The organism is Leisingera sp. M658 (assembly GCF_025144145.1).
GTDB lineage: Bacteria > Pseudomonadota > Alphaproteobacteria > Rhodobacterales > Rhodobacteraceae > Leisingera.
The window spans coordinates 2,748,512-2,766,901 of the sequence record NZ_CP083546.1; the positions used below are offsets into that span (position 1 = coordinate 2,748,512).

Annotated in this window: 16 protein-coding genes and 1 pseudogene; 7 read left to right on the forward strand and 10 right to left on the reverse strand. The window is 52.8% G+C overall.

Going from position 1 to position 18,390, the window contains the following annotated elements; genetic code table 11:
* Positions 1 to 535: 535 nt before the first annotated feature.
* The 6 genes and pseudogenes from K3724_RS13690 to K3724_RS13715 all read right to left on the reverse strand — a co-directional run.
* Positions 536 to 1,519: pseudogene (locus K3724_RS13690) on the reverse strand (recombinase family protein); the annotation flags it as partial.
* Between the two features lie 28 nt (positions 1,520 to 1,547).
* Positions 1,548 to 1,883: a hypothetical protein gene (locus K3724_RS13695; protein ID WP_259985986.1), complete on the reverse strand. Its 336-nt coding sequence runs from the start codon at positions 1,881 to 1,883 to the stop codon at positions 1,548 to 1,550.
* 248 nt (positions 1,884 to 2,131) lie between these two features.
* Complete coding sequence (locus K3724_RS13700) at positions 2,132 to 2,452, reverse strand: hypothetical protein (protein WP_259985988.1); 321 nt, start codon at positions 2,450 to 2,452, stop codon at positions 2,132 to 2,134.
* A 1-nt stretch (position 2,453) separates the two neighbouring features.
* Complete coding sequence (locus K3724_RS13705) at positions 2,454 to 2,765, reverse strand: hypothetical protein (protein ID WP_259985990.1); 312 nt, start codon at positions 2,763 to 2,765, stop codon at positions 2,454 to 2,456.
* A 22-nt stretch (positions 2,766 to 2,787) separates the two neighbouring features.
* Positions 2,788 to 4,422, reverse strand: a complete 1,635-nt coding sequence (locus K3724_RS13710; protein ID WP_259985999.1) for a type IV secretory system conjugative DNA transfer family protein — start codon at positions 4,420 to 4,422, stop codon at positions 2,788 to 2,790.
* Positions 4,423 to 4,491: 69 nt separating this feature from the next.
* Positions 4,492 to 4,926, reverse strand: a complete 435-nt coding sequence (locus K3724_RS13715) for a hypothetical protein (protein WP_259986001.1) — start codon at positions 4,924 to 4,926, stop codon at positions 4,492 to 4,494.
* 94 nt (positions 4,927 to 5,020) lie between these two features.
* Between K3724_RS13715 and K3724_RS13720 the strand changes: the two genes are divergently transcribed.
* Together K3724_RS13720 and K3724_RS13725 are read left to right on the forward strand one after the other, a co-directional pair.
* Positions 5,021 to 5,746 (forward strand): hypothetical protein, encoded by a 726-nt coding sequence (locus K3724_RS13720; protein ID WP_259986003.1) that lies wholly within the window; start codon positions 5,021 to 5,023, stop codon positions 5,744 to 5,746.
* A 100-nt stretch (positions 5,747 to 5,846) separates the two neighbouring features.
* Positions 5,847 to 6,542, forward strand: coding sequence for a hypothetical protein (locus K3724_RS13725; RefSeq protein ID WP_259986005.1), 696 nt, complete (start codon positions 5,847 to 5,849; stop codon positions 6,540 to 6,542).
* 3 nt (positions 6,543 to 6,545) lie between these two features.
* Here K3724_RS13725 and K3724_RS13730 read toward each other — a convergent pair whose 3' ends face one another.
* On the reverse strand, positions 6,546 to 6,890 hold the full coding sequence (locus K3724_RS13730; RefSeq protein ID WP_259986007.1) for a hypothetical protein: 345 nt from the start codon (positions 6,888 to 6,890) through the stop codon (positions 6,546 to 6,548).
* A 2-nt stretch (positions 6,891 to 6,892) separates the two neighbouring features.
* Between K3724_RS13730 and K3724_RS13735 the strand changes: the two genes are divergently transcribed.
* Together K3724_RS13735 and K3724_RS13740 are read left to right on the forward strand one after the other, a co-directional pair.
* Positions 6,893 to 7,033 carry a hypothetical protein gene (locus K3724_RS13735; protein WP_259986009.1) on the forward strand — a complete coding sequence of 47 codons (141 nt, stop codon included), beginning with the start codon at positions 6,893 to 6,895 and terminating at the stop codon, positions 7,031 to 7,033.
* 10 nt (positions 7,034 to 7,043) lie between these two features.
* Positions 7,044 to 7,613 (forward strand): recombinase family protein, encoded by a 570-nt coding sequence (locus K3724_RS13740; protein ID WP_259986011.1) that lies wholly within the window; start codon positions 7,044 to 7,046, stop codon positions 7,611 to 7,613.
* A 130-nt stretch (positions 7,614 to 7,743) separates the two neighbouring features.
* Here K3724_RS13740 and K3724_RS13745 read toward each other — a convergent pair whose 3' ends face one another.
* Positions 7,744 to 9,012, reverse strand: coding sequence for a hypothetical protein (locus tag K3724_RS13745; RefSeq protein ID WP_259986013.1), 1,269 nt, complete (start codon positions 9,010 to 9,012; stop codon positions 7,744 to 7,746).
* Positions 9,013 to 10,850: 1,838 nt separating this feature from the next.
* On the opposite strand from K3724_RS13745, the gene K3724_RS13750 reads away from it, so the two are divergent.
* Entirely contained in the window at positions 10,851 to 11,138 is a 288-nt protein-coding gene (locus K3724_RS13750) for a hypothetical protein (RefSeq protein WP_259986015.1), read from the forward strand.
* 296 nt (positions 11,139 to 11,434) lie between these two features.
* On the opposite strand, the gene K3724_RS13755 is transcribed toward K3724_RS13750, so the two are convergent.
* The gene (locus tag K3724_RS13755) at positions 11,435 to 13,783 is read right to left on the reverse strand and encodes a calcium-binding protein (RefSeq protein ID WP_259986017.1); all 2,349 of its coding nucleotides are present in this window, start codon (positions 13,781 to 13,783) and stop codon (positions 11,435 to 11,437) included.
* A 1,889-nt stretch (positions 13,784 to 15,672) separates the two neighbouring features.
* Between K3724_RS13755 and K3724_RS13760 the strand changes: the two genes are divergently transcribed.
* Positions 15,673 to 16,170: an antirestriction protein ArdA gene (locus K3724_RS13760; RefSeq protein ID WP_259986019.1), complete on the forward strand. Its 498-nt coding sequence runs from the start codon at positions 15,673 to 15,675 to the stop codon at positions 16,168 to 16,170.
* Positions 16,171 to 16,276: 106 nt separating this feature from the next.
* Positions 16,277 to 17,989 (forward strand): ParB/RepB/Spo0J family partition protein, encoded by a 1,713-nt coding sequence (locus K3724_RS13765; RefSeq protein WP_259986021.1) that lies wholly within the window; start codon positions 16,277 to 16,279, stop codon positions 17,987 to 17,989.
* Between the two features lie 87 nt (positions 17,990 to 18,076).
* Here the strand turns inward: K3724_RS13765 and K3724_RS13770 are convergent, their stop codons facing one another.
* Positions 18,077 to 18,256, reverse strand: coding sequence for a hypothetical protein (locus K3724_RS13770; RefSeq protein WP_259986023.1), 180 nt, complete (start codon positions 18,254 to 18,256; stop codon positions 18,077 to 18,079).
* Positions 18,257 to 18,390 lie beyond the last annotated feature (134 nt).

Genomic DNA, 18,390 nt, shown 5'->3' on the forward strand with positions numbered 1-18,390 from the left:
CCGCTAACACCTTGAAAGGAAAGGTGGTTTTCGCGGTTCGATAACCCTCTTTTCTGCTATACCGAAGTGGCTCTGCAAAGGCCAGTTTCAGCACGGTTCGCCGAAGCAGTAAATCACCTTTTTCGTATATTTTCCAAGGACTTGCCAGAAAGGTTAACGCTGGTTCGATAAATTCCTCGAACCTGCCCTCCGGCGGCACGGTTTGATCGGCCTGTTCACGCAATTTGATGGCCTCACGCTCCAGCTTTTCCATCCGTTTTTCATAGGCTGAGATCACCGTTGGGCTGGACGCATCCATGATCCTATCCAGCGTGGCTTCGATCTGTTTCTCGGTGTCCTTGATCTGGGCTTCCAGCGTTTTCTGCGCGCTCTGGGCCTCCGTGAGACGCATGTTCCACATATCGGTGAACATCGCCTTGGCAATCGCAAAAAGCTGCTGTGCAGGCTCTAAAGAGCGAAGCAGCGCTTCTGCCCCTTCCTCAATCCTGGCACGCGGGATCGACCTGCGCCTGGAGTCGCAATTCGGGGTGCCGCAGAGGTAATAGGGATAGTGCTTCGTCCGGCCTTTCGACCAGCAAGAAGTCATCGGCTCGCCGCAATCATCACACAGCACAAATCCCCGCAACGGGAAATCTTCATTGATGTCCTTGCGTGCCGGAGCATAAAGCTGGCTGTTCAGAACCTTCTGAATGCGCTCATGCGTGGCAAAGGAAATTAGCGGCTCGTGATGCCCCTTGCGGAGCGCGACATCCCATTCCTTGTATTCAATGTAGCCCGCATAGATGGGCTTCATGAGGATGTCTTTGACCTTGGAGGGATGGACATAGCCGCTGGCACCGCTTTTTGGGAAATCCGGCTTGGTTTCCAGGAAGCGCTTCACCTCCGCCCGCGATGCAAACCGTCCATGGGCATAGCCTTCCAACGCTTCGGCCAGGATTGAGGCCACAGGCTCATCCCGCACCAAATTCTTGCCATGCAGCTTGTCCTTGGCGTAACGGTAACCCATCGGCGGCGGGAAAACCCAATAGCCCTTCTCGAGACGGGCTTTCATCTTCTGAGACACCTGACGGCTGTTCTGTTCACGCTCCAACTGGCCTTGCGCCGCAAACATGGTCTCAACAAAGCGGCCTTCAGGCGTGTTTTCGAACCGGAAGTTCAGGCACTCGATGGTTGCGCCCCGTGCATCGAACTGTTCGCGCAAATCCCAGTGGAACCGCGTATCACGGGCGAAACGCTTAAGGTCATCAAAGATGACAACGTAAGTTTCGTTCTTCTGCGAGTTGAGATAGGCCAGCAGCGCCCGCATGGCGGGACGGTGCATGAAATTGCCGCCGCCCGTAAAATCATCGGTGAAAACCATCTCAACCGCATAGCCGCGCTCATCAGCATGCTGGCGGCAGCGGTGTTCCTGGCTTTCCAGGCCATGGCCTTCGGTCTTTTGCTTTTTGTCCGAGACCCGGCAGTAGATCAAAGCCTTCTGCACAGGGTTGTCTCGGGGCATTGCAATATCGTGTTTCATGACTCCTGTCCTTTCTCACACCCGCCCGTTATCCGGCCTCTGGCGCGCTGTTTGTATCCTCGTCTTTCTGATTGCGCGTGCAGTTTACCGCATCAGGCGCGTTCTTGTCGCCTTCATCCTGGGAAGTTTGAAGTTGTCCACAGGCAGGCTCCAGCGGACGCACGGCAAACCCTGCATCCACAAATCCCACCATGCAGTACCAGATCGACTCCAGCACCTGTTGTTTCTGCTCATCCGTCAGGCCGGAGCCATCCAGCATATGCTGGTATGCCTCGACATCGACAAAGACATTGCGTTTGCCTTCATTGGCAGAGATCGCCTCGTTGAAGGCATTGGTGATGGTGTTTTCGCTGTTTCCGTCCATCGAAATTCCCTTTCAGCGTTTCATCAGGCCGCAGCAGACGGTTCACGCAAGTTTGCGCGGCCAAGACGTGTTTTGATCTGGTGCTTGTCTGTTGGCGCATCTCACCCCAGTGAGGATTGCGCTCTGGCTTTTTACATCGGCGGATCAGACCCCGATGTGAGCCTCATGGCGTTTACCCAGCGCTCAGCGCGGGAGTTACGCCTTTTGTATATTTTCATAATAACATCCATGAGTTGCATTGTGCAAATTTATCTCTCGTCGCCGCCGCGCTCAGAGCGTGCTTGCCGCTGGAACGCCTTTCGGCCATCGGCAGATTTGCAGCGAAGGCGGGTGCGCAGCTTCTCGATCATGTCGCAATGCTTCGTGCGTGCCAGCGCGTGGGAGGCAGCGCGGATGTCGTCCATCTCGAAGCGCAGTTCCGGTGCAGGTTCCTTCGGTTCATCCCGCGCCAGCTTGTCGAGGTGGGCGTTGGTGAGGGTTCCTGCAGTCTGGATCGTGCCATGCGTACTGCGCCGATCTTGCGGGCGGGCGCTATCACCCGCCGCGCGGTTAAAGATCTTCCTGCCCATCCTAGCGCTCCCGGTCCCGATCACGGCCACGCGTGCGGCGGCTTTCCCGCCCGTCTCGGGGCTGGCCTTCGCGCTGGTGTTCACGCAGGCGGCTCACCGCGTCGTAGGAGTGTTCCGCCAGCCGCGACAGGCGCAGCAGGTCGTTCGCCGCAAAACTGTCCGTATCGCGGTACTGGCCATCCTCACCCCGGTAGGAACGGCGGAACTGCACGTTATGACTGGTCTTGCCGTCGCGGGTATTTTCCCAGACGGAAACTTTGATGTTCCCATCGCGCAGGGTTTCGGCAGGGCGGTTCTTCTGATCATCGCTCATGGCGTTCTCCTTGGTGGCTGGATCAGGTTTTGGGTTTGAAGCCTGCGACGTAGCGCAGAGGGCGTCCGCCTGCGTATTGCGGCAGATGGGACAGACTGGAGGGCGTGGGCTCCTCGATGATCTTCCGGCGGCGCGTGCCCCAGAAAGTTTTGATGGCAACAGAGCCCATGTCCCGCTCCTCGTTCGGATTGGGGAAGTAGCGGCCAGCAAAACGGCGCTGGCGGAAATAAGGCAGCTTTTGCGCAATGAACGGGCGCAGATGATAGCCGCGCGCCTGCACCAGCATTTTCCCGGTATCCAGCCGCAGCAGCTCTTCCGGCTCCATCAGAGCCTTGCGCAATTTGGTGCGGTGCATCGCCTCATAATCGAGCTGGCGCAGCCTGTAGGCCGCCTCAAAAGGATCGGCCCCTTCCAGCAGTACCTTGCGCTTGAGCTCCAGCGCGGCGCTTTGGCCGCGAATTTGCGTCAGCGGATCATCAACGGTGACGGTCTGGTAGCCAAGCGCCTCACTGCGGGCGCGCGCGGTCTCATAGTCCCGGATACCGCCGCCGAGATCGAGCAGGAGCGCGGCATTGGCCTCGATTGTGGCCTTTCCGGTTGGCCCCAGGTTGCGGAAAATCTGCCCGTCATCCTGATAGAAAACCCAGGGGGTAAGCCCTGCGCCGCGCCCGATGGCAAAGAAATCAGCCAGCTCGCCAAAGCGCCCCAGTCTGGCGGCCTCATCGATCAGCAGATTCACAGGCGGGGCATCAGGCCGACGCTGCTTGATCGTCCGCACGGAGGAGAAGAACTGCCGTACCAGCGGAGCCAGCGGCTCCAGAACCTCTTCCGGGAGGATCAGGGAAACGATGACAGGCCCGGCGCTTGGATCGGCAATCACCTCCAGCGGAAAATCCGCCGCCACATCATCCACGAAGGTGGCCTGAATGGCGGGGTCGGTCATGAAAGCCAGCGCGTTGCTCACCCCGGCCATAATGGACTCGAAGGTCTTGGGAGAGGCCTCATACATCTCGGCCATTTCGGCAAAGGTCGCGATCAGATCAAGCGTGCCGTGATCTTTGGCAAGCTCTGCCCAGCCGCACCATGCGCTGAAATCGGCACGCAGCATCGAGCAAACCTCAAAGAGCCGTAGAAGCGAGGTGCCGCAATTCAAACCCACATCGTGGCGGGTGACGGCATCGCCAAACCGCCGCCCGGCTTGATCGAAGAAACGGCTGTCTCCGCCGCTATCTGGCAGGATCGCCTGCCAGAAGCGCTGGGAGTCCGGCACCAGCGTGGATGAACCGGATCTAAGGTGCGACAGCAAGGACGTGCGAAGCTGCGGGAACCCCGTCACCTCGTATGGGTCGAGCGTATAAAGCGGGATGCGGGCAAGAGCGCAGTGGGGCTCGATCACGCGGGTAATCTCGCCGTTTTTAACATCCAGCAACACGAACACGCTACGGCTGCCCAGGATCATCGGAATTGCCGTCTGCGATGTTTTCCCGCTGCCTGCACCGCCAGTCACTTTGACTCCGGCGCGGTTGCTGTGGAACAGCGGGCGGCCATGAGTGAGGCCGAATTCAACGCCCTGGGGGCACAAAAGCCCGGCCTGACGTACTTCTTCGAAGGTCGCAAAGCGGGCTGCCCCGTACGGATCGAGAACACGGACTGCCATGAGTATTCCTCCAGAGGTTAGAAAATGCGCCGCAACAGGAGATGCGGCGCATTTCGTCGTTTGAGGTGGTTAGAAGCCCAGTACCGCCAGCGGCGATCCGGTGCGCAGCATGCCAATCACACCGCTCAACAGAATGGCGGTCAGCACGATCTTGAAGAATTTGTAGCCAATGCCTGCGCCGAGCGCGTAGCTCACCAGGGTGGCGAGATAGGCGAGCTCATAGGGCAGACGGTCGGCAAAATAGCCGAAGACGGTCTCGAAATACCCGTCAATGGCATTGACCATGATGAAGAGCGTCAGTCCGGCGGAAATCATTCCGGCCAGATGTTCAACATCCTTGTTGCGCTCAGGAGGAGCATTCATTTGGGGTCCTTTCTGGTCATAAGGCAAAGCTGTCCCGCGCACCGAAAGCACTGCTTTCGGCGGAGGGTGGTCTTCGCTGGTTCTGGTTGATCGCCGCTTTTGCAGCGTGGTTGGGGCTTGGCGGAGGAAGGCTTGCGTCATCCGCCTCGCTTCACCAACATGAGCACAACCGCGCAAAACGCAAATTCGCCAGGGAAGAACAGGGTTCGAAAATTCCACGTAAGGCATTGCCAAAATGAGGAAAAAGCAGCTTTCTAAAGAGAAAAAGGCGAAGCCGAAGCCCCGCCCCAAGAACCGCTACATGCGCAATGCCAAGCTGTCTGAGTACAAATTCCTGAAGATTCTGCGCGGCTTTGCGGATGATGTTCCGGCAAAGAACTTGGCCGAAACCAGCGGGATATCTGAGAAAACCATCCGCGCAACATATAGAGTGCTACGCCGCAAACTTTTTGAAGGTGTAGTTATGCATCGGCATGGGTTTGGAAATGCTGGTTTCTACCTCCTGCGCAACGGGAGGGTAGAAGACAAGGGGAAACGGTTTTTGCAGGGAGTGGTAGAAAGCGAAATCTTTACCAGGCATATCGAGCGGCATGCGCCGCGATTGAGCGATGCTGGTGAGCTGCAAAACCTCATGTTTGAGGTCTCGACGAGAGTGTTTTGCAACATATCCATGCGAGATGGGGCGCTCATTGATTATCCGCCGGATGTTCGCAATGCACTTGAACAAATCCGAGACATCGGAAAATGGATCAGAGCGAATATAAACCAGGATGGTTTTTTGCAGCAATATGGGCATGTCATCGAACGATTTAAAAAGCTGTCGGAGGATATGAAACTCCTTTTGGAGAAGGAAGAACTGCTTTCAATGCGCAGCCGGTCTCGTGCCCATCACTATCCCTCTGAGCTTCTTTATAGAGATTTGCGCCGCTTTCTCCTCAAACACCCCATTAACCAATCTTAACGCCAAATTAACCTAATACCTTTATGATATTGCTATGAATTCTGGCAACGGCGATGAGGATGTACGGCAGGCTGAGCGGGACAAACGGCGCGCTCAGGACATGGACGATTTCAACAATGAAATGGCCGGGCGCGATGTTGGCCGCATGGGACGCTTCCTCCCCAGTGGCGAGCGCGATCCCAAGAAAGTCGCCAAGCAGCGTGAAGAACGCGCCGCCATGCTCACCAATCTCCAGATCCTCATGCAGAATGACCCGGAATACGCCGCGCTCTACCGCGAGACGGAAGAAAAGCTGCGTGATGCGCAATCCCGTTTGGATACCGCCCTGGATAAAGTGCAGCAACTCAAAGCAGGCACCGAGGAAGCCATGCTGGACATCATGAACCGCGCCGCCCGCCTGCCGGATGGCCGCGCCGTGTTTCAGGATCAGGATGGCAATGTCCGCTACGAGGACGGCACAGCCGTGGATACCGACCTGGCGGAAAGCATCGTCTGGCGCGGTGACGAGCCAAAGTTGGCAGAGCTGGAAGCAGCGGCAAACCGCATGACCGATCTATTGGAACTGGAAAACAGTATCCACGCGGGACAAGCCGAGATTGGTGATATGCAGGAACGCATGGCCGATCAGCGCGATCCAACCGCCAAAGACGGCATGACGGGCTTCCAGAACCGCGCAGGGGAACTTGTTGCACGCGCTGAGGAACGTGTCGAGTATTTCACAAGGGATCAATCGCTTAGCTCCAATCAAGAAGCTGTTGCCCGTCCAACATTGAATGTTGCTGCCCCCGAAATCTAGAAATCAGAACTTACCGCATTCTTTCTCCACCACTGCAAACAGGATGATTTGCGGGTGGTAGTCGGGGAACTTCTCCATGGCCTCACGGATTGCGCCATTGCGTGCAGGTTTCGCTGATGGGTCTGCGAAGTACCAGTCATCAATGCACTCTGCGAGTTGCGCCTTGTCATCCATCTGTGAGGCAACGACTGCCAACATACCTATGGATGTCTGGAACATGCTGTCCTGCGCGCTTTGCTCCCATTGCAGCACATCGGCGCTGGTGAACCCGTTCGCAGCAGAAAGCTGTGGACAGAGTGCAAGCGCGGTCAGAATTCCTTTTGCAAACAATCTCTTGCGAGCGATCATAATTGAAGGATTTTGACCAACACAGATTTACGGGATTCAATGAATTTGGTATTAAGGGAGAGCCCGGCAATACGGGCAGAAACAGCCGAAAAACGCCACTCAGCGCCGAATATCAGGCCATGCTCAAAAAGGTTCCTTTTTGAGCAGCCAGCCATGTCCGAACCCCGCACTATCGCTTATCTGCGCGTGTCCACGCGCGAACAATCCACGGACCGTCAAGCCTACGGCCTGCGCGATTTGTGCGACGAGTTTCATATTGAGTATCTATCCGCTGGCGCGCGCCACCGTCCGGTGTTTGAAGCCACGATTGCCCGCCTCAATCCCGGTGATACGTTCCTGGTCTGGGATCTGGATCGCGCTTTCCGCTCGACAATTGATGCGCTGATCACGGCGGATCAGCTGCGGGCGCGCGGCATTCACCTGCGTATTGCCCAGATGAGCTTTGATACCGCGACCGAGGAAGGCGAGCTGTTCTACACGCTCATCGCCGCTTTCGCGCGGTTTGAGCGGCGCATCCTTGCCCGCCGCACGCGTGAAGGATTGGCGGCGGCCAAAGCCAACGGCAAACGCCTGGGCAGGCCGCGCAAGCTGGATAAGGAAACCGTGCATCTGGCGCATAAGGACATCGCGGAGAACGGCTATCCCTGCCGCTATGTCGCGCATCTGCTGGGCGTATCACGTATCACCCTGCAACGCGCCATCCGGCGTGAGGGGCTGGCATGAACGAATTCACATCAAACGAAAGGAAAACCCAATGTTACAATCATCTTACGACGTGACGCCCGAGGAACTATTCCGCCCTGTTTTGGCCGAACTATGTACTCACTCCTGTCTCAGAAAACTCTGCATTGACTTAGCTCGTCGGGGCGATCAGGGTTTTCAACTCTTCTCGCTCAAAATGTTCAAACTTTTCCCTCGCCTGATCGACATACATTCTGAATTGACGTTCACGCATCCCGCGGACAGTATTCTCATCAAACTTTACAGGAATACCTAACAAGGAATGTCGCTTATTGGAAGCATTATCGCAGAACACCCCTCTAATGGTTGAGCCTAGCGTATCATGTCTGAAAAACTGATAATGGCAAATGCCATAGGAACTGCGACTCTCAACGCGATAGTTGAAGTAGATGTTGTTCTTGAAAAAGGAAGCGTCTACAGTCGAAAAATCCGGCAATCTACCTCCCTTCACATCATAAATCACTGGAGTTAAGGTGACATTTGGCCCCGTGAAGTTTATTGTCAAAAAAGCGATGCTGTGAACTTGCTCCATATCGCCGTCGGCACCTGCGTTAAACGCAACAGTCATCCATTGACCCTTCTTGTCGACAACACTGGGAGAAACGACATTCAGCTTGATTTTTTCGTCCTCTTCATGGTTCAGGGTAAACCCTTTATGGTTCGCGTCAGATGGGTCCAGCTTCCCATTCCAGCTATGCTGCTTTAAAATATCAAAGTAGTCACAGAATAGCTCAACAATGCCCTCATCTGTAGACTTGAAGAGTTTCGTTTTTTCGCGGCTTTGGGTGGGAAGCCATCCAAAATAAACCGCTTGTTTCTTGCCTCCCTCTAACCCTTTTAAAATTGTGAAGTTCATGGGGGTCACTCCGTCCCTCAAAACAAATACCCGATGCTTTCCTTGAGTATAATTTGAAACAGAAATATCCGTAAATCTACTTGAATACAACTCTCGGATACTCACCAAATCTTCCCATGAGTTCGTGTCTCTACGACGAAGCCATTTTTGATAGCAGACTTTCAATGAACGTCGGTCCGCTTTGTCAAGAGACCTCAATGCAACTGAAGTGTTCTGAACAGTGGTCGCTTTTTCAACATCCTTGTAGAATACCTTCTCAGACTCGGGCGCATGTCCGACAAAACTTCTCTCCAGGTTGCTTAAGAGAAGGTCGTCCACTTTGCTTTGCTGGTCTTGAAGAATACTGAATATCCTGAAGATTGGTGGAATACCTGCTATTAACACTCCGAGCAGCAAGAAAATCGCCCAATACTCAGAACTATTCAAGTGCCCAAAGTCTGGATGCTCACTGGCTAGAATTGGGATCGCTGCAATCACCACGCCTAAAGCGAAGCAGAAAATGGTTGCAAATAAGTTACCCCTCATGATATACTCCCATTTTTTTGAGGTGAATTATGTCCAATACTAAATCGAACAAATCCCCCAGGAGCGGAATCCATGCCACTTCATCGGGCTTTATTATAACTGTGACCGCAATTTTTGGGATACACGCTTATGGTATCTTGAGTCTACAGAAAACCAATACCGGTGATTGCAATCATGTGAAGATTTCTGACGGCCAGTGGAGCTCCGATGTCGAGAGCCGCCATCTAAGGCGTTGAAAAAAAATACTCTAGCGGCACTCCAACATAAGGGATGTGCTTCCGGTTCATGCGCCTGAGCATTCCCTACACATTTCTTAGCCTACTTGATGCGAGGCATCTCTAATCTGCGGGAGTGGAACGCTGTAAAGCGTCGCGTGTCATTTGGCTCTTGAAAGTAGAGCTGCGGGCGGTCAAACTTTTGGGTTTTCCCTCTAGTTATTGACGGCATGGATTCAATTTTACCGCTTATTGGTAGAAGTTCAAAGCCTAAGATCGCGTTTTTTACAATTCTGTATATCGATTCAGGTTGCAGTTCTGAATGTTTCCAACAGGCAATTGTGGGGAGGCGTCAATTTGTTGTAGAGACTTATAGATCAGAGCCTTGTGAAAAGGGTTGTAACACCCCGATAGAGATGCCAGCCAGGAAGTGCGACCCTTTAAATCAGGGGTTGCGAAAATCATGAACACGTCATGAAATTCATTGCTCGCGCCGAGGTCATGTTGAAAAGCTCAATGCCGGCAAGAAGGTAACGCAGGAAGCGCTTCCTGAATGTCCGCCTGGTGTGGCTGAGCAGATTACAATCCACAGTCAGGCGCCCCGAAAAGCAAAAGGGGACAAAGTGCGGAAGGCCGTTGAAGCCAAACCTAGCATCGCCGTTCCGTTCGTCACTGTACCGCAGGATATCCGTCGCTACCGCTCGAACTTGCGCGAGAGCAGAATAGTAGCGCTTGATCATGTTGTGGCGCATCAAACCCGGCTAAACGCCTTAAATCACGACTAAGAGCCATCGCGAGATGTGTGCTTTGCGAGGCATAGCACTGTAGGCGAGATGTGTGCTTTGCTGGGCATAGCACGGTAGGCAAGATGTTGGTGGTAGTACCACCACCTCTTGGCAAGGGAGCCCGCTGCGCGCTCCCGTTGCATCCCTCCGGCGGCTGGCTCATCCAGGGTATGCGAACCCATTCCAGAGCCAGGAGAACGTGTGGCCGTTCAATCACCACCATTTCATGGAGACCAGGAAGGGAGCATTTCATTGCTGCCCTTGCCTTGGAACCATCCCATCGATCAAAGGGCTATCGCGCCCCTTGAAACCACTCGCAGGACTTGGAGACGTGCCGCTCCACCTGCACCGAACCATGCACAAACGACTGGCCGTTCGATCACCAATCAGGGGAGCGTTCCTGCTACCCCCGATACCCCCATGACGATTTGATCGAGACCAAGGGGCGTTCCTGCCCCTGTGGAACCCTGACCAACCCTGCGCAGGTTGGATGCTCATAGAAACATAACCCGCCGTTTAGTGCACAGGTAGAAGGAGCAACCTTTTCGCCGCTCAGAAGGCGGCGGGAAAGCGGCTGTGCGGATCTCTCTCCGCATGCCAGCTCCCAATGTGGCCGATGGGATGAGGACTGACATTACCCCCCGGCTGAACAGCACCGCTCTCAGGAGAGCCGCATCGCAAAAATACATGTTAAACGATGATCTTTACACTTTGTTAACTAAAAACAATCAGTCTTATTATCAATTCAGTGTACTAAGATACACGTAAAAAAATCGCAGAGGCTTATCAGGTAAAACCGTCACGGGCATCCACGGGTGGGAAATCGTGGAGATGGCATATGCCCAGTATCTTTGACAAAGCTGAAAATTACTCTTGGGACAATATCCAACCACTATCCAAGGGGCGACTGCAAAATTTGCAGAATTGCTTGCAATCAAAAAGCATTGAAATCATAGACCTCAGGCCCATTGCCGAACAAGCAAAGAAGACCCTGCCTCCAATAAACGAAAAGTTAGTGGAGGGGATAGTTCGACAAATTGAGAATCGTGAAGAAGTTCCTGTGGATCGAAGTGTCGGTGAACATCATCTCAAAATAATCAGAAGTACTAACAAACCGAAAGCATGAATACTTAACAGAGTTCCCCGGCAACCACCGGGGAATTCTCTTTTGGGTAGAGGTTCCGACTGACTCACAGCGACATTGAATTACTACCGCGTGATTGTCGGGAGTAGGCAGCGGACTTCTCGAAAGATTCACTAATCTACCTACGTTCCTAAAACCCCAACAGATACGCCATGCGACCGGCCTTAAGTTCCTCGATACACCCGCATATTGGATCGCCTATCGATTATAATTTTTAAAATCCGCAGCAAAAATGTAAGATGAACTTTCAACGCTTATGCGAAGTAGGGACGCGATGATCAGAACAATAGAGTCCCTCCGTCTATTGCGGATAGGAGCTCATCCTCCGTTACATTATCTAGAACAAGGCGTTCATCGTTGAACGAAATTGCGGTTTTGTAAGTTCCGTCAGCCCGGTCTTCAGAGAAGTCCAGTTTCGAAATCTGTTCAATACTCCACAACCTCAAATCAAGAAGGTCCAACCCGACCTTAAAGTCGGTTAGGCGGTCTTCCTGACCATCTGAGGTGAAAATGAAATGATCGGCCCCTTCACCGCCGGTCACAATATCCAGGCCGGTTCCGTCGATAATTCTATCAGAACCGTGCCCTCCATGGAGAATGTCACTCCCCCTACCACCGTAGATAGTATCCTCACCATCACCTCCTGTAAGGCGATCGCTTCCTTTGCCGCCCGCAATTAGGTCGCGCCCAAGTCCACCGTCGACGATATCAGCACCTTTCCCACCAGAAACTGTATCATCCCATCCGCCGCCAAAAATGGTGTCTCTCCCTCTTCCTCCATATATCTCATCTCGGCCGTTTTCTCCATCCAACCAATCCCCACCAGTGGATCCAAATATGGTGTCGTGCCAGGTGCCTCCAAAAACCGTGTCGGCACCACCGCCGCCGACAATTTTGTCTCGGCCGGAATTTCCATAGAGGTGGTCATTACCTTGCCCACCATTGAGGTAGTCACGACCTGTACCGCCACTAATCGTGTCACTGCCTTCTTCTCCATAAAGCCTGTCACTAGCAGAATTTCCAAAAAAGGTGTCATCACCAGACTGTCCTCGGATCACGTCCCGATTGGCACTTCCATCAATGTAGTCGTCGCCATCTCCAATTCTGGTGAAATCTATGAAGGTCAATGCCCAAGGCTCTTGGTCTACTTTAACCACTCCATCGCCAGATGTTGTACTTTCTCCAAAAGTCAGCACCGGTTCAGCTCGATGGTCAGCTCCACCCTTTGCGCCGTCGGAAAGCATTGTGGATTTAACAAAGTAGGAATCGTCACCTACTATCTCCGAGAAGTCTAATTTTGTTCCTGTTCGCTCCTCACCACTTCGATTTGAAACGATAAATTTAAAATCATAACCGTCTCCAAAACCATGGGCGTCGATTTCACCTTCCACTGACCAATCCAGTACAGGTGTCATGCCGACAAGGTTTTCTCTCAGTAAGGAATACGTTTCACCGGCAATCGTAAGGTTCTCTTGCTCTAAATCTGTCAGGGTGATGCTTTGTGTCGTATCAAAGGTCAAAGGCCAAATCTGAGAAACGTCAATCCCATGTGTTAACTGCTCATAGAACATTTCAACCATCATAGCGGCGTGCTCTAGACCACGTGCGTTTTCCCCGTAATGATTGGAGTTCCATTCAGTTACATGATAGGAAAGCTGTTCGAGAGAGTCGGACCTGCTCAGAAGGTCTTCAAATCGTTTGTATTGCGCAAACATAAAGCTGTTTGCTTCATCAACAGAAGACAGTCCTTTACTTACATAATAGTGATGTAAAACACCGCCCACAAGGTCCGCAGAGCCAGGAACACTATTAATCTGCGATGTAATATCTACCACTTGATCGTATGCGCTCCCCTGGCCATCGACGTTCACTGTAATCCAACCATTAGGGACAATCCCATCGTAGTGTTCATCAATGTAAGCCTCGGAAAAGACACCATACATGTCCTTTTCTGGATCGATATGAACAATCGTATCTTCTCTCGGAGAGTAGACCTCCGAGGCAGACGAAGTTCCTTGCACAATAATTTCTGGCGTTACAATGCCTTTTTGGCTGAAGAATTCGTCGATGATGGGAAGCAACTTCGCAACCAAAAATCCATACTCAGAGGCAGTCATCTCGCCCGAGCCCCAAAATTCGTTACCCAATTCTATTGCGGAGATTCTAACTCCATTTTCATGAGACTCTTGAATTAGGTCTTCAAGGAAGGAGTTGAGATCACTTAAATATCCAGGGTCAAGTTCGCGCCTATTCCCGTAGCTTCCCTCAAGCATAGCCTTTGGCGCGCTCTGTGAAAAGCCAGTCCTTGTAGGAATGACAATGGAAACTGACAAGCCAGAATTTCCTGCCTGCTCAAACATCTGGTTCATTGGAAGTAAATCCTGAACGCGATCAGTTGACGAAATGTCGGCATTTGGGTTTGCCATGTCAAAATAATATTCTGTGGCGCCGCCCCCGGGAAATCGAAGGTTAGTCACCCCAAGCTCCTCAACCAGAGAGGGCAAGCTTGATGCAGGGTCGCCATACTCTTCATCATAGATAGTCACTAAATTTACGCCGAAGTGAGCTTCGCTAACAGTTTCATAGTCAGCTCCTTTTGCGTCACCTTTTACTGTATAAGTAGACATTGCAAACCACCATAGAAAGAGTTTCCACTTTATCAAACGTTCTCATTTCGTTCGGGTGACGAGGTGACTGAAAAGTGGCGTGACTGTGGCGGAAAAATACTATTTTATAAGAGAAGTGTTCAAATCTCTCCCTTTCCCCATCAGCTTTCTTACCGGTATCGACCAAGAGTGGGTTGATGCATTAGGTTCAAGGGCCGCCAATATAGCACCGATAGAGCCAAACTCGCGGTGTACCAAGCGCGCGCACCCAAGCATGATCGGGTTACCTCCTGGCGCGTCGAACCGCTGAAGCGAAGTCGAGTTGACACATTCCGGATTTGACGAGCCTCTTGCCTAACAGCCTCTCAATGCCTTGAAATAGCGCAACTATTACTTCGAAATTGATCGTCACCATTCGGACAGCCTGGAAACCCAAAGATGTAGGTTTGATGAGTTTTGAGCCTAAGCCCACCGTCATCATTTACTCATAATCCAGGCGGAAAATTCATTTATAACGCCATCCCTATGCCCGGCGGATGAGACGCGATTTTGTATAAATTTGGATATGCACAACTTCAGAATAGACTTGCCAAAAAGTCACCGTGATACTTTCGCGAAAGAAGGGTGAATTCTTGAAATTGACACATTTAAAATGACTTAAACTATTCCATTAACCTTTGACGCCCGCAACTGTGCGGCGGAGCCTGTGGTAACGTTGGTGCCTGATTAGGATTTTATTTACCCTTATTTAATACAATCTAGGTGTACGAAGTATTTCGAAGCGATTAGTCAAAATTTAGATCAACGACTTTGGCCCCTTGGTTAAATCAACATTATGCGCACAAGAAGACATGCGAAATTCACTATGACACTCAACGCCTTTGATGCTCATTTGCCCCCTGACGCCCTGCATCACGTTACCGCAAACTGGAAAATACTATGTGCCTATCAAACATATATAGACTAGCCAACAGAGTTGCCTGCTGTTGCACATCGGACTGCGCCCTCTGTGCCAAATTAGTTGAGCCAGTCATTCCAGACCTCACACCGCCCCGAGAAAGAGGCGCGGAATTTTATTCTCTCAAGGACGAGTGCTTTGAGGAGACGCTTAAGGAGCTTCTTGAAAATTTGGGCAACGGGTCTTGGGAAAGAGTTACCAACGTCATCAAGCAGGCAGGGCACGAACTGACGGAGAGCGACTTAAAATGGATGTCCTTGGACGACGAAGGGCGGGAGACGCCAGACTAGTATCTACTCACAGGACGGCACTCTTTTTCCCGAGCAAGATTCCGTAAGTGTTGCTGCTAAGTCCGCGCCCTTCACACACTTCGTTCACGTGGCACCCTTCACCTTCAAAAGGATCAAGATGCACTGTCACAGTGCTCCTACGTGACCCGACAGGCGCGGCCTATCGGGTTCCGGCAAGTACAGTTGCGCTGCCCTGATTGCGCCCTGATTGGCACCTCATATTTGAGTTTTGCAAATCCAGATTCCTGCGCAGAACTGTCGTTGCGACTGATCCGGGCTGCACTTGCAGCGAATGTCCGAGGGTTTCGAATTCGTTTCCACTGTGCAGTTGCCACGAGTTCAATCTGTTGGGAAGCTGCCATTGCGGGATGGGCGAACCCGTAGGTTTTGCCCAATATAATAACGCGTGCCCTGGCACGCTTAGAACCTGTTCTTTCAGCTTGCATCAAATCCGGTGACGCTTGGCGGCTGTGGGTCAATCATCTTGCCGCCGCTTTGGCGGTCTCCCGAGAAGATGTTGACCCATCACCGGAAGGTTTGATCGAGACGCCCCAAGCCGCGCATGCGCGGCTTTTTTAGTGGGACGCTCGCCGCTGGGCAGAGGTTCAAGCGCGGGGTCTAAGGGACGGCTTCGCCTTCAATCTTAAGAAAGCGAGGACGTTATGACTCTCCTGTTTGCCCAGCCCTACGACATCTCCGCCACTGGCTTCTATTTCCAGGACTTGGCGGGTTACGATGCCAAGGCCGCAGCCCTGCGGAACGACTACGGCCAGAAGGTCGAGGAGTTTGAAATCCAGTTCATTGACGGTGAGGCCATTGATTGCGCATTGGCCGCCGCCATCGGCATCAACCAAACGAACCTGCCGCAATATTTCGAGCTGGTGGAGGAACTGGACGATCACGATAAACAGGTGATCATCATTGCCGTGGGTGAGTGCGGGTATGAGTTCGATCCAGACCCGCGCCGTTTTGACGTGGATATCTATGCCGCGACTACCACGCGCGAGCTGGCAGAAATGTTCGTGGATGAAGGACTGTACGGCGATATCCCCGAACACCTGCAATTCTACATCGATTATGACGCCATCGCCCGTGATTTGGCTGTGGACTACACAGAAACCGAGATCGCAGGCGCAACGCTGATTTACCGCTGCGCGTAAGGGGGCATCTGCAAGCCCCCGACATTGCCAATCAGAAAGCATTCGGGGGTTTGGAGGTGTGCCCTTGCACCGAACTTTAAACCCAACCACTTGAAAGGATTATCCTATGGAACTGCAACATATTGAACTTGAGAACTTGAAACCCGCCGCAATCAACGTGCGTAAAACAGGCGCAAAAGACGTGTCTGACTTATTGCCGAGCATCAAAGCGCTTGGCCTGCTGCAACCGCTTCTCGTGCGCCGGAACTGCGAAGGCTACGAGATCGTTGCCGGACAACGGCGTTTCCATGCCTTGCAGGAACTTGAGGCCACAGGCGAAAAGCCTGATCCAGTGCCCTGTATCATTATGCGCGAGGGAGACGATGCCAAAGCCATTGAAGCATCTTTGGCCGAAAACGTAGCCCGTCTGCCGATGGAAGAGATTGACCAGTACAGAGCTTTTGCCGCCTTGGTAAAACAGGGCAAATGCATTGAAGATATTGCCAGTGAATTCGGCATCACGGAACGGTTGGTGCGCCAGCGCCTTGCCATTGCCAACCTCCTGCCGCCGATCCTGACAGCCTACCGCAGACAGGACATCACGGCTACCACTGTGCGGCTCTTGACCATGGCGACGAAGAAGCAGCAAAAGGCATGGCTTGCGCTGTACAAGGACAAAAACGATCATGCGCCACTGGGCTATCAGCTCAAAAGCTGGCTGTTTGGCGGGGCGCAAATTCTGGTGAGCAACGCGCTGTTTGATCCGGCAACCTGCAAAGGCGGCATCGTGACCGATCTGTTCGGAGACGAAAGTTATTTTGATGACTCTGAACAATTCTGGGCACTGCAAAACGCCGCCATTGCCCAAGCCCGGCAAGCTTATCTGGACGATGGATGGGAGGATGTGATCCTGCTGGATATCGGGGAATATTTTCCGGCTTATGACTACGTGGATACGCCGAAGGAGCGCGGCGGGAAGGTCTATGTGCGCATTTCCGAAAGCGGAGAAGTCACGTTCTACGAGGGGCAATTGTCCCGCAAAGAGATCAAGCGGCGTGAAAAGGCTGCGTCCGGCGAAACGGAGCAGACAATCCAGCGTCCCGAGATTACCAAGGCTATGCAAAATTACCTGTCGCTGCATCGTCATGCCGCTGTCCGTGCCGAGCTTCTGCAACATCCGGCCATCGCGCTACGGCTGGCTGTTGCTCAAATCATTGCAGGTTCGGAATTGTGGTCTGTGCAGGCTGATCCGCAAAAGGCAAACTCTGACAGAATTGCCGAAAGCCTTGCTGCCAATGCCGGACAGGAGCGTATCAGCAATGAGCGCAAAGAAATCCTGAAACTGCTCGATATTGAAGCCCATTCCAGTGAAACGCTGGTTCCGCGCAAGAATGACTGGCACATCTGCCGCGATCTTCCTGCGATCTTGGCCAAGCTGCTGAGCTTGAGCGATGAGCAGGTAATGCGGGTGCTTGCCTTCTCGGTCGCGGAATGCCTGCCATGTGGTTCGGCCTTGGTGGAGACGCTGGGCAAGCTGTTATCTGTGGATATGGCCAGTTTCATGCAGGCGGATGAGGTGTTTTTCGATCTGCTGAAAGACAAAGAGGCCGTTAACGCCATGGTCAGTGAAGTTGCTGGCAAAAGCACCGTAGAAGCCAATATTACAGCCACAGCCAAGGTGCAGAAGAAAATCATCTCAGATTGCCTCAATGGCACCCGCAAACCCAAGACAGCGAACTGGCAACCGCGATACATGGACTTTCCGATGCGCAGCTATACCAAGCGCGGCGGCATTGCAGCGATTGAGCAGTGGGAAGCTACCAAGAGGCATTTTTCCTAACCCAAGCTGGGCGGTTTCAACACCGCCCCAACAAAATTTCGCCTGATGGCAAGCCATCAGGCGATTTTCTTTTCCAAAACATTCCAGCTATGGGTTTGGCGCCCTCGCATTCAGCTCCGCCTGCAATGTTTCCAGTGTTGCCAGAGCATTCCGGCGTTCCGGTGTGTTTGGGGCGCTGGCGGCCATTGCAATGAAGGTTTTGCGCAACAGGCCGCGCAGTTCGTTATCGCTGAGCTTTGCGGCTTCAAATCGTGTGGTGAGTTTCATTCTCTTCTCCTTTGGATCAAGGAGGCCCCGACCATCAGGGCCTTTCGGCCCGTTCCCCATCATCCCCGGCTCATAAAGGCCTGATGGTGGGCAGCTGTGCATGATTGGAAGGACGGGGAGAGAAATCACCTGTG

Excerpts from the sequence above, each read along its gene's own strand:
- K3724_RS13695 (WP_259985986.1), bottom strand. The coding sequence starts at position 1,883 with ATGGACGGAAACAGCGAAAACACCATCACCAATGCCTTCAACGAGGCG.
- K3724_RS13700 (WP_259985988.1), bottom strand. The coding sequence starts at position 2,452 with ATGGGCAGGAAGATCTTTAACCGCGCGGCGGGTGATAGCGCCCGCCCG.
- K3724_RS13705 (WP_259985990.1), bottom strand. The coding sequence starts at position 2,765 with ATGAGCGATGATCAGAAGAACCGCCCTGCCGAAACCCTGCGCGATGGG.
- K3724_RS13710 (WP_259985999.1), bottom strand. The coding sequence starts at position 4,422 with ATGGCAGTCCGTGTTCTCGATCCGTACGGGGCAGCCCGCTTTGCGACC.
- K3724_RS13715 (WP_259986001.1), bottom strand. The coding sequence starts at position 4,926 with ATGACGCAAGCCTTCCTCCGCCAAGCCCCAACCACGCTGCAAAAGCGG.
- K3724_RS13720 (WP_259986003.1), top strand. The coding sequence starts at position 5,021 with ATGAGGAAAAAGCAGCTTTCTAAAGAGAAAAAGGCGAAGCCGAAGCCC.
- K3724_RS13725 (WP_259986005.1), top strand. The coding sequence starts at position 5,847 with ATGGACGATTTCAACAATGAAATGGCCGGGCGCGATGTTGGCCGCATG.
- K3724_RS13730 (WP_259986007.1), bottom strand. The coding sequence starts at position 6,890 with ATGATCGCTCGCAAGAGATTGTTTGCAAAAGGAATTCTGACCGCGCTT.
- K3724_RS13740 (WP_259986011.1), top strand. The coding sequence starts at position 7,044 with ATGTCCGAACCCCGCACTATCGCTTATCTGCGCGTGTCCACGCGCGAA.
- K3724_RS13745 (WP_259986013.1), bottom strand. The coding sequence starts at position 9,012 with ATGAGGGGTAACTTATTTGCAACCATTTTCTGCTTCGCTTTAGGCGTG.
- K3724_RS13750 (WP_259986015.1), top strand. The coding sequence starts at position 10,851 with ATGCCCAGTATCTTTGACAAAGCTGAAAATTACTCTTGGGACAATATC.
- K3724_RS13755 (WP_259986017.1), bottom strand. The coding sequence starts at position 13,783 with ATGTCTACTTATACAGTAAAAGGTGACGCAAAAGGAGCTGACTATGAA.
- K3724_RS13760 (WP_259986019.1), top strand. The coding sequence starts at position 15,673 with ATGACTCTCCTGTTTGCCCAGCCCTACGACATCTCCGCCACTGGCTTC.
- K3724_RS13765 (WP_259986021.1), top strand. The coding sequence starts at position 16,277 with ATGGAACTGCAACATATTGAACTTGAGAACTTGAAACCCGCCGCAATC.
- K3724_RS13770 (WP_259986023.1), bottom strand. The coding sequence starts at position 18,256 with ATGAAACTCACCACACGATTTGAAGCCGCAAAGCTCAGCGATAACGAA.